The 9,562-nt window shown below is 35.0% G+C and carries 8 protein-coding genes; 2 read left to right on the top strand and 6 right to left on the bottom strand.

What is annotated here, in order from left to right; translation table 11 throughout:
- Positions 1 to 251 precede the first annotated feature (251 nt).
- The 6 genes from cas2 to BLS90_RS11920 form a co-directional block, all read right to left on the bottom strand.
- Entirely contained in the window at positions 252 to 581 is a 330-nt protein-coding gene (gene cas2 / locus BLS90_RS11945) for a CRISPR-associated endonuclease Cas2 (RefSeq protein WP_091258005.1), read from the bottom strand.
- A complete protein-coding gene (gene cas1, locus BLS90_RS11940; RefSeq protein ID WP_091258003.1) occupies positions 557 to 1,471 on the bottom strand; it encodes a type II CRISPR-associated endonuclease Cas1 in 915 nt (304 codons plus the stop codon). Before cas1 ends, cas2 begins: the two co-directional genes overlap by 25 nt.
- 191 nt (positions 1,472 to 1,662) lie before the next feature.
- The gene (locus BLS90_RS11935; RefSeq protein ID WP_091258001.1) at positions 1,663 to 2,412 is read right to left on the bottom strand and encodes a shikimate dehydrogenase family protein; all 750 of its coding nucleotides are present in this window, start codon (positions 2,410 to 2,412) and stop codon (positions 1,663 to 1,665) included.
- Positions 2,412 to 3,809 (bottom strand): tetratricopeptide repeat protein, encoded by a 1,398-nt coding sequence (locus tag BLS90_RS11930; protein WP_091257999.1) that lies wholly within the window; start codon positions 3,807 to 3,809, stop codon positions 2,412 to 2,414. The genes BLS90_RS11935 and BLS90_RS11930 overlap by 1 nt, the downstream gene beginning before the upstream one ends.
- Positions 3,810 to 4,054: 245 nt before the next feature.
- Positions 4,055 to 5,242: an aspartate aminotransferase family protein gene (locus BLS90_RS11925; RefSeq protein ID WP_091257997.1), complete on the bottom strand. Its 1,188-nt coding sequence runs from the start codon at positions 5,240 to 5,242 to the stop codon at positions 4,055 to 4,057.
- Positions 5,243 to 5,366: 124 nt separating this feature from the next.
- A complete protein-coding gene (locus BLS90_RS11920) occupies positions 5,367 to 7,001 on the bottom strand; it encodes an OstA-like protein (RefSeq protein ID WP_091257995.1) in 1,635 nt (544 codons plus the stop codon).
- A 278-nt stretch (positions 7,002 to 7,279) separates the two neighbouring features.
- Between BLS90_RS11920 and BLS90_RS11915 the strand changes: the two genes are divergently transcribed.
- Positions 7,280 to 9,145, top strand: coding sequence for an alpha-amylase family protein (locus BLS90_RS11915; protein ID WP_091257993.1), 1,866 nt, complete (start codon positions 7,280 to 7,282; stop codon positions 9,143 to 9,145).
- A gap of 102 nt (positions 9,146 to 9,247) precedes the next feature.
- A partial coding sequence (locus BLS90_RS11910; protein ID WP_139171418.1) for a transposase occupies positions 9,248 to 9,562 on the top strand: 315 nt, incomplete at its 3' end.

The raw sequence follows: 9,562 nt of genomic DNA, 5'->3' as shown, positions 1-9,562 counted from the left end.
TAGACGGGTTGTGGTTTGATTAAAGATTAGAAAACACGATATTAGTTGGCTTGTTACCTTCTAATTATCAATAGAATAAGGAATAATATCGTATAAAAAAATGCCTCTTTTTTGGATTGATAAGCCAATATTGAGGCTTTTTTTTGTTTCTATCACAAAAAATTTGAGGAATTAGCCAGAAAGGTGTTTTTAATTGCATAAAAACAACCCTGAAACGGGGAACGATAGCATATATTTTGAAACAAAAAAAATTAAAACAACTCCAACTGCGTTGGTGCAGCAAAAGCATCTTGTTTTGCCTTGCCTAAATAATTGATAATCATGCCAAATTGTTTATCGGTAATCCTTAAAACACTTACTTTTCCTAAGGCAGGAACAAGTCGGTTAATGCGTTTTTCATGCACATCGGCACTTTCTCCACTCGCACAATGCCTAATATAAACTGAATATTGCATCATACTGAAACCATCTTTCAATAAATTTCCTCGAAACTGAGAGGCATTTCTTTTGTCTTTTTTGGTTTTTGTTGGTAAATCGAAAAACACGAACAACCACATTATTCGGTATCCGTTAAGTTCCATAATTTTGGATATTTAATTTTTTTACGGTCTCCTGTAAAACAGTGCTGGAGTGAACTTGCCGTTTTTTGTAATCCTACCATTAAGGGACTTTTCTCTTCTTTGAAATACACCGTTTGGGTCAGCATATGTAATAGTTCCGCTTTTATCGTAGTGTTAAGTTCTTGTTCTTTATACCGTTTCATAATCTCAAAAACTTTTTCATCAACGATGGGACGAAAAGGCTCCATGATATCATCTGCAAGTGCAAAAGCATTGTATTTACTTTTGTGATGAATGCCAAGTGTATTTAATAATCCACTTCCTGATAGCGCACGGGCGGTTGCAGCTCTTAAAATTGCATAACCATAATTTAAAAAATTGTTGGGGTAATCGCCATAGCGTTCTCTTTTTACACCGTCTTTTTCATGGTTGGGTAAGGGGAAATTTTTCCAATATTGTTGTGCTGCAACACCTTCCATATTTGATGTGTCGCCACTTAATACTTTGCTGGCCAGAAATTCAAATGTGTTCTTATTTTTAGTAATTTTTTCTAATAATTCTCCTTGATTTTTAATTTTTTCAATAATGGTTTGTTGCCATAATTGTTTTTTTAGCGGAATCGAAGCCTCGATTTGATTTTTAAATATTTCCTGTTGGATGTGGTGGCTGTTGAGGTTAAGAAACATTCCGTTTGGCAGATGGTTACTGCCACAAATAATAATAGCAGTATTGTTCTCTATGATCAAATTCATAGCAGGAATACTCAGATAAATTTCAGCATGATCGAGAACCAGAAAACCAATGTCTTCTATTGGAATAGCATTTTCCCTAACTTCGGATTTGATTACTAGTTGTTGGTTTTTCGTCGTAATTGAGGATTTGTTTTCAACGAGGATTGTTCTTTTAATCATAATTTAAAGTGTTAAATTAAATTTAAGAATTTGATTGTTAGTCAAATTAACACATTAAATAATTGATTACGATACGGGAAACCTCACTAGTATTTTAAATTAATGATAAAAAAATTGTCTTGTTTAAAATTACTTCACATTAAAGTAAATTTTAAATAAGACAATTAAAGTATTTTTAAATGTAAAGTTTTTTATTTATTCCAAATCTTCCAAGCCTTCTCTGCTTGAAAAATAAGCATATCTAGACCATTTTTGATTTTGGCTCCTTGTGCTGCTGCTTTTTGTAGAAATTGTGTTTCGGCAGGATTGTATATCAAATCATAAGCAATATGCTTCTTTGTAAAAAATTCATACGGAAGTAAAGGGAAGGCAGCTACATTTGGACTTGTTCCCACCGGCGTAGCATTTATGATGATTTGGTAATTATCAAATGTTGTTGCGTTAATGCGGCTGTAGTCAATTGCCTTTTCACTGGCTTCTCTCGAAACAAATGTATAGGGAATGTTTAGTTCATCTAAAGCAAAAGCAACGCCTTTAGACGCGCCTCCAGTACCCAAAATCAGAGCTTTTTTATGGTGTGGTTCCAGTAACGGTTGTAATGACTTTTTAAAACCATAATAATCCGTATTGTACCCTTTTAACTTTCCTTTTTTGGTAATTTTAATGGTGTTTACAGCACCAATTAGTAGCGCTTTTTTTGAAAGTTTATGCAAAAATGGAATTACTGCTTCCTTATACGGAATAGTGACACTCATTCCTTTGAGGTCGGGCGTGTTTTTAACAACTTCGGGAAAGGCATTTATTTCTGGAATATCAAAATTCTCATACGTGCAGCCTTCAAAGTTTTCGCTATTAAATTTATCTGTAAAATATCCTTTCGAAAAGGAATAACTTATATTGCGACCTACTAATCCAAAGCGCTTTCTAACGATATCAACCATTATTGTTTTTTATGTTTTGCAATATAATTCTGCACCATTTTTTTTGCCCAAACTACTGGAAATAAATCTTCTATAAGAATATAATTCTCAAAATTCAGTCGCAGGGCATTGCTTAAATGGAATTTTGCTTTTGTATTATCCGTTAGCATAAAGTACAACCCTGCTAAACGGTATTCCACTTCATTCTCTTCTGGAAAATATTCCGTTGCTTGCAATAAAGTCTGAATAGCACTTTCGAATTCTCCTAAAAATTGTAATATGTCTACCCAGAACAACCAAGTTTCTAAGGAATGATCCCCAAACTCTACTGCTTTTCTATAGCCAAACTCTGCTTCTTCAAAGAAATTCATTTGTTTGTTTATGGAAGCAAAACGTTTCCAATACAACCTATTTTGATTGTCAATTGCTAATGCTTTATTGACATAAAATAGTGCTTTTTGAAAGTTTTTTTGGCGAACATAAAAATCGGTTATGGCGATCCAACCCTTGTCTAATAGAGGATCTTCATGTACTGTTTCATTAAAGTATTTTAAGGCTAAAACAGAATTACCTAGCTTTTCATAGCATTTTCCCATTCGCAATAGCGCATATGAAGTTGCATCATCCAATTCGATTGTTCTGCTGTAGCTTTCAATAGCTTCTTCATATTTTTTTAATCGTTCAAAAGCTTTTGCTTTTTCCATGAATGCCCCTAGGAATTCATCGTCAATCAACGTAGCGTAATCAAAGGCGCGAATGGCATTCTCATATTCTTTTACTCCATAATGCAACCTACCCAGCTGGTGCCAAGCGATTTCGCTATACGGATTTTTGTCGATGTATTTTTTTAGATAGCTTATAGCCTCTTGGTTTTGATCTAAAAATTCAAAACAATACACAACGTTATATAGTGCTGATTGGTCTTCTAGATCCTCTTCTAAACACTTGATGAAGCTTTCTTTTGCCATTTCAAGGTTGTCCATAAAGAGATATTCCATGCCTATTAAGTTATAGACATCAGCATTATCATCCGTGTATTTTAAAGCGATTCTTAATAATTCAACTGCTTTTTCGTGTTGGTCTCTTTTTGAATAGATATTGGCTTTTTGAATGTAAATTTCTTCGTTCGTTGGCTCAATAGCATACAATTCATTCAATAGTTTTTCGGCTAATTCCAGTTTGTCATCAAAGACCAACATCTCCACTTGAACTAATTTTAGTCCAGTTGATTTTGGGTGTTGTTCTAATGCTAGTTTTAGCGCTTTTTTTGCCAATGCGGCCTTACCCATATCGAGATAATGAAGAATAATTTCTTCAAATTCTTCAGAGTCAAAAAAGAGCACTTTGTTGGTTTTCAACATCGACTCAAATTTAGACAGGGATAAGTTATAGTCTTCTTCTTCGTTGCTTAATTGCATCTTTGTTTTTTTAGAATTTGGCCTTATTAAATGTAGGCATCCTTACGGTTAATGTGAGGAGGAGCAGGAATTGTTTTAAACAATTTAATTAACAAAATCTAGGCTGTTTTAGTACTGATTTCCATGCTTGATACAGGTGGAAATCTTTTTTACTGTCCTTCTCTAAACGAAGGTGAAAAATGGCAATTTTTCTTTAGGATGGGATAAGAGTCTGCATTTATGTTGGCAGGATTCTCCTAAAGAAACTAATTTTTATTCAAAATCGAATCCATTACTTCTAACATAATTGCACAACCTTCTCGGATTTCTTCATTAGAAATGGTCAAAGGTGGCGTGATTCGGATGGCGCATCCTTCAAATAGCAACCAGAATAAAATGAGCCCTTTGTCTTGACATTGCAGAATTACTTCGTTTGTTATATCGGCACTTTTGGTCATTGCGGCAAGCATTAATCCTTTTCCTCTAATCTCCTCTATCAAAGGATGTACCAAAAGTGATCGGAATAGATTTTCTTTCTCTAAGGCTTCAGGCATTAGGTTGGTCTCAGTGATTTCTTGCAAAGTAGCTAAACAGGCTGACGCAATGACAGGATGACCTCCGAAGGTGGTGATGTGTCCTAGTTTTGGATTATCACTAAGGAGATCCATCATTTTAGCCGAAGCGGTAAAAGCACCTACGGGCATGCCGCCACCCATTCCTTTTCCCATAACTACAATATCAGGAACGACATCGTAATTTTGGAATCCAAAAAGCTTTCCAGTTCTTCCAAAACCAGGTTGAATTTCATCCAGAATCATTATCGCGCCTACTTCGTCGCAGCGTTGGCGCACTTTTTTTAGAAAATTATCATGGGGTTGAATAAATCCTGCACCACCTTGGATGGTTTCTAATATGATTCCTGCAGTTTTGGTAGTGATTTTTTGTAAATCATCTTCGTTATTGAAAGTGATAAAATCGACATCTGGCACTAAGGGACGGAAAACTTGCTTGCGCTCTTCAAAACCCATCACGCTCATCGATCCCATGGTATTTCCATGATAAGCGTTGTGACATGAAATTAGTTGGCTTCTTCCTGTAGTTCGTCTGGCGAGTTTTAGAGCGCCTTCAATCGCTTCTGTGCCAGAATTTACCAAATAGGTTTTGTCTAAAGGAGCGGGTAGCAGTGAGGCTAATAATTTGCAATATTCAACTGCTGGACTTTGTGAATATTCGCCATAAACCATCACGTGTGAATATTTGTCTAATTGCTGTTTTATGGCATTATTAACTCTTGGATGTTGATGTCCCAGTGCACAGGCAGAAACTCCAGCAACAAAATCTAAATATTTTTTATTAGTGGTATCGAAGATGTAAGAACCTATAGCATGCGAGATTTCCATACCCAATGGATAAGGAGTTGTTTGTGCTTGATATTTTAGAAAATCACTATTCAATTTTTTATAAATTTAACCGCCAACTTTGAAAAATTTGTAAAGTTCGCGTAGTTTTTAAAGATGCTTATTTGTTTGTGTGTCTTAAATTGAAAAGCGAAACTTTTCACTTTTCACTTTTCGCTTTTTATTTTTTTTTCACTTTCTTCTTATCGTAGTTCAGGGTTTCCTTGCGAATTTTCATAGGAGTATCCTCTTTAGCTTGGGCTGATTTAGTTGCTTTTGCTATTTTTTCATTATCTTCATTTTCTTCGGGTGGAAAGAGGTCGTCTTTCGATTTTATTCGCTCGTCTCCGCGCCAGACTAGCCCTCTTAGCTTTCTTGCATTTTCAGGTAAATCTTTTTCGGGGTAAATATCGCCATCTACTTGCTGAAAGAAAGTGATGGTTTCTATCTCATTTTTTTCTAAAAGGAGATTAATTTTACTACTTACATTTTTATTGATGCCTATGAGTTCTTGTGCGTCATTTCGCATGTAATAGATGACTTCGGCATTTTTGACAATGTCCACGTCTCGTAGTTTTCCTTCCTCAAATTTACCATAGAGATTTTGTCCCTTGACTTGATTATAACCCGTTCCTATGGTATCTTTGGAGACTATAAAGGTATTTTCAAGGACTTTTAGTGAATCTAGCTTTTGGGTGGTGTTATTGCCTATGAGGTGCATGATGTCGCCTGTTATTTGACTTTCTCCATTCCAAAGTATTGGATTTCCAATCATTTTTGTCAAAGCAGTTTTTGAACTGGAATGTATTGAATCGCATTTGCCGCTCATATCCGTTTTATAAAATCGAACGTTATTGAATGCTCTAATGATTCGATTTCCTTCTTTACCAGTTACCATTAATTTCTTCCCATGGATGTAAACGGAGTCATTTTCGACAAAATTAACTGCAACGGCTCTTTTAGTAACGTACATGGAATCTAGTTTTTTATATACTTCGGCATAATGTCCTTTTACAATGCCTCGATTGATAGAGTCTGTTATCTTGACATTACGCGTGGCTGATGCAAATTCCCGGTTTCGGTCATAATACAAACTGTCGCCTTTAATCACACGATCATCGTATTTGATGTAAGATTTATTCAGGAAATGAGCCAGATTTTTTTTGGTGTCATAAAACCCTTTTTCGGTGTAAATAAAATTGGCTTTACTGGTTATCGTGGAAGGTCCAAAAAGGTACGAATGCCCAGAATTACTGAAATAATCCAAGTGATTTGATTTTATGACATACGTTGGATTTGTGATGGTAACGGCCGTGAGGAATTGGAATTTTTTTTGTTTCACATAATATCTTCCAGAATTACTTTTAAGGGTATTCTCTTTGTTTGTAATTGTTCCAGGAGTATCGTAAAATACTTCTTGAATATTTCGGTCAAAATTGATTATTTCTGTTACCAAAGTTGCGTCTGGCGAACTCATCACTGCATCTCCTGAAGCAAATGCTTTTTTTACATTTCCGTTGTATTCTGCATATTTACTGTTTAAAAATAAGGTATCGCCTTGCACCATTTGTACATTTCCAAAAGCCTTGATGTAATTTTCTTTCTGAAAATAATACGCTTTGTTGCATGTCATTACAACGCCATCATGATTCACGCGAACATTCCCTATAAGTAATAATGCATCAGGAATTTCTACTTGATTTACATCAGCAAAATCAGAGTTTTCTACAATAATTTTTTTCGGAGCTTGCGCCAAAACTAAATTAGTAATTAGCAATAGGAGGCAATAACGAAGGAAAAACAGCGATTTCTTCAATGGATTTAATTTTTGTCAAATTTATGAAAAAGGAAACAATCCTAATCCATATTAGGATTTATTTATAATTAGTCCAAAGGGCTTTAATAGCGAATGTTTCATCTTTTGAAAGTTATTAACAAATTAGGGAACTCCTTCGTTGTAGTTTCCGTCTCAATTAGATACTATTCTTAAATTTTAATGCGTATCGATCGAGATTATTTAAAAAACAGTAAATTTAAAAATTGATATTTAGTTTACGATAAAGGAATTGAAATCAGCATAAATATTTTTATACAATGAAAAAAATAACTATTGTTGCAGGGATAAGTGCGGTACTTTTAGCATCGGCTTGTAAAACGAAAGATTTAAAAATGAATGTAGAAAAGAAAGAGGACGTCTCTACTAAAAAAGAAGTGGTTTATCAGGTGTTTACTCGATTATTTGGGAATAAAAATACTGCGAATAAACCATGGGGAACTATTGAAGAAAACGGAGTAGGGAAGTTCAACGATTTTACGGATAAAGCGCTACATGAAATTAAGGACTTGGGCGTTACTTATGTTTGGTACACTGGAGTTCCGCATCATGCTTTAATTCGCGATTACACTGCAGTAGGAATTTCGAATGATGATCCAGAAGTAGTAAAAGGCAGAGCGGGGTCTCCTTATGCCGTGAAGGATTATTACAATGTAAACCCAGATTTAGCAGTAAATCCGGCGAATCGTTTAGAGGAGTTTGAGTCCTTAATTGCCCGAACCCATAAAGCCGGATTAAAAGTGATTATAGATATTGTTCCTAATCATATAGCGCGCCAATACGAGGGTAAGACTAATCCTTTGGGCGTTAAAGATTTTGGTGCGACGGACGATGTAACGGTAGATTACAAAAGAAATAATAACTTCTATTATATTCCGAATACTCCTTTTGAAATACCGGACACGACAAAACCATTAAATGGAGAAAGTAATCCTTTAATTGATGGGAAGTTTGAAGAAAACCCAGCTAAATGGACAGGAAATGGTTCTCGTATGGCTAAACCGGATAAAAATGACTGGTACGAAACCGTCAAAATAAATTATGGGATTCGTCCGGATGGCTCCAAAGATTTTCCCGAGCTTCCTAGTGGTTTTGATACGAAATCCTATCAGGAACATGATGCTTTTTGGAAGGGAAAAGATGTTCCAGATTCTTGGGATAAATTTAAAGATATTGCTTTGTATTGGACCGCTAAAGGTGTTGATGGTTTTAGATTTGACATGGCTGAAATGGTTCCGTACGAATTTTGGAGCTATATGAACTCATCTATTAAAGTAAATAATCCAGACGCGTTTTTGCTGGCGGAAGTCTATAATCCTAAAGAATATCGTAATTATATTCATTTGGGTAAAATGGATTATTTGTATGATAAAGTGGAAACCTACGATAAATTGAAAGATATCATACAGGGAAGAGCACTGCCTGATGGTTTATCAGCTATTCAAAACGGATTGTCAGATATAGAGGATCACATGTTGCATTTTCTGGACAACCATGATGAGCAACGTTTGGCTAGCCCAGAATTTGCAGGAACACCTCAAAAAGGAAAGCCTTTGATGGTGGTTTCAACAACAATAAGTAGTTCTCCCACGATGGTTTATTTTGGTCAGGAAGTAGGAGAGGCCGGAAATGAAAATGCAGGATTTGGAACGCATTCTAGAACATCAATCTTTGATTATATAGGAGTTCCTAGTCATCAACGCTGGATGAATGGTGGTGAATTTGACGGCGGTCTCTTGACTAAAGAGGAAAAAGAATTACGTGATTTTTATAAAAGAATATTAAATTTTTCTTTAAATAGTTCTGCTTTAATGGGAAAATATCAAGAAATCCAAGAGGTAAATCGACAAACTACTCCGGGATATGATTCAGGAATTTATGCTTTTACTCGATGGTCAGCTACTCAGAAATTAATTATTGTTACTAATTTTTCGTGGCTTACCACTAGCAATTTCGAATTAAAAATCCCTTCTGATATCATTGTAAAATGGAATCTAAAAGATGGAAATTATACTATAAAAGACCAATTATACAATAAAAGTTCTACGCTGTTGCAGGTAGTGAATGGAGAAGGAAAAGTACAAATTACAATTGCTCCATCAGAATCCTTTATTTATCAATTGTAAAAAGCGTTTGACAATCAAAAAAAAGGCTGATAAATATTTATCAGCCTTTTTTTGTATACAGGATGTCCCGTCCTGAAATAGCGATACACAAAAAGTATCCTAATGGAAAAACATGAAGAAACACGCTATGTGAAGCGGACTCAAAAAGATTATTCAATGTCTTTTAAATTACAAATTGTTCAAGAAATTGAACGAGGACAACTTACAGTTACAGAATCCACAAAGACTTATGGCATTCAAAATAGATCAACTGTTGTTAAATGGCTTAGAAAATTCGGTAACTTTGATTGGGAAAACCAAACACCATTTACTATGTCAAAGTCGCCAGAACAAAAGATAATGGAACTTGAAGCCAAAGTAAAACTTCTAGAGAAACAGAAGTCTTTTTTGGAACGACAGGCCTTTGTTGCAGATAAA

This window comes from Flavobacterium omnivorum, assembly GCF_900099915.1.
GTDB lineage: Bacteria > Bacteroidota > Bacteroidia > Flavobacteriales > Flavobacteriaceae > Flavobacterium > Flavobacterium omnivorum.
The sequence above is the reverse complement of the archived record's forward strand: the minus strand, read 5'-3'. Positions and strand labels throughout refer to the sequence as shown.

Excerpts from the sequence above, each read along its gene's own strand:
- cas2 (WP_091258005.1), bottom strand. The coding sequence starts at position 581 with ATGGAACTTAACGGATACCGAATAATGTGGTTGTTCGTGTTTTTCGAT.
- cas1 (WP_091258003.1), bottom strand. The coding sequence starts at position 1,471 with ATGATTAAAAGAACAATCCTCGTTGAAAACAAATCCTCAATTACGACG.
- BLS90_RS11935 (WP_091258001.1), bottom strand. The coding sequence starts at position 2,412 with ATGGTTGATATCGTTAGAAAGCGCTTTGGATTAGTAGGTCGCAATATA.
- BLS90_RS11930 (WP_091257999.1), bottom strand. The coding sequence starts at position 3,809 with ATGCAATTAAGCAACGAAGAAGAAGACTATAACTTATCCCTGTCTAAA.
- BLS90_RS11915 (WP_091257993.1), top strand. The coding sequence starts at position 7,280 with ATGAAAAAAATAACTATTGTTGCAGGGATAAGTGCGGTACTTTTAGCA.